The sequence below is a fragment of the Alkalibacterium sp. s-m-28 genome, from assembly GCF_054658175.1.
On record NZ_BAAGIQ010000394.1, the window covers coordinates 1 to 255 of the forward strand.

Genomic DNA, 255 nt, shown 5'->3' on the forward strand with positions numbered 1-255 from the left:
AGAAAAACTGGCTAGCTCTTCTGTCAACTGACGTTGACTTGCCAGATGAGGAAATCATTCGTTTATATGGAAAACGCTGGCAGATCGAGACCTTCTTCAAATACAGTAAATCTTACCTTAAGCTCTCTAATGAATTTTCTGCTCGTGATTATGACAATATGGTTGCCCATACTGCGGTTGTTTTTACCCGGTATATGATGTTCGCCTTAATATCCCGTGAAGAGAAGGATCCGCGCACCATCGGTGAGCTGTTTT

Annotated in this window: 1 protein-coding gene; it reads left to right on the forward strand. The window is 42.4% G+C overall.

Features of this window, described 5'->3' with window-relative positions; all coding sequences use genetic code 11:
- Positions 1-255 (forward strand): transposase (locus ACYQ4S_RS12735; protein ID WP_459771549.1); only part of this gene is annotated, 255 nt, incomplete at both ends.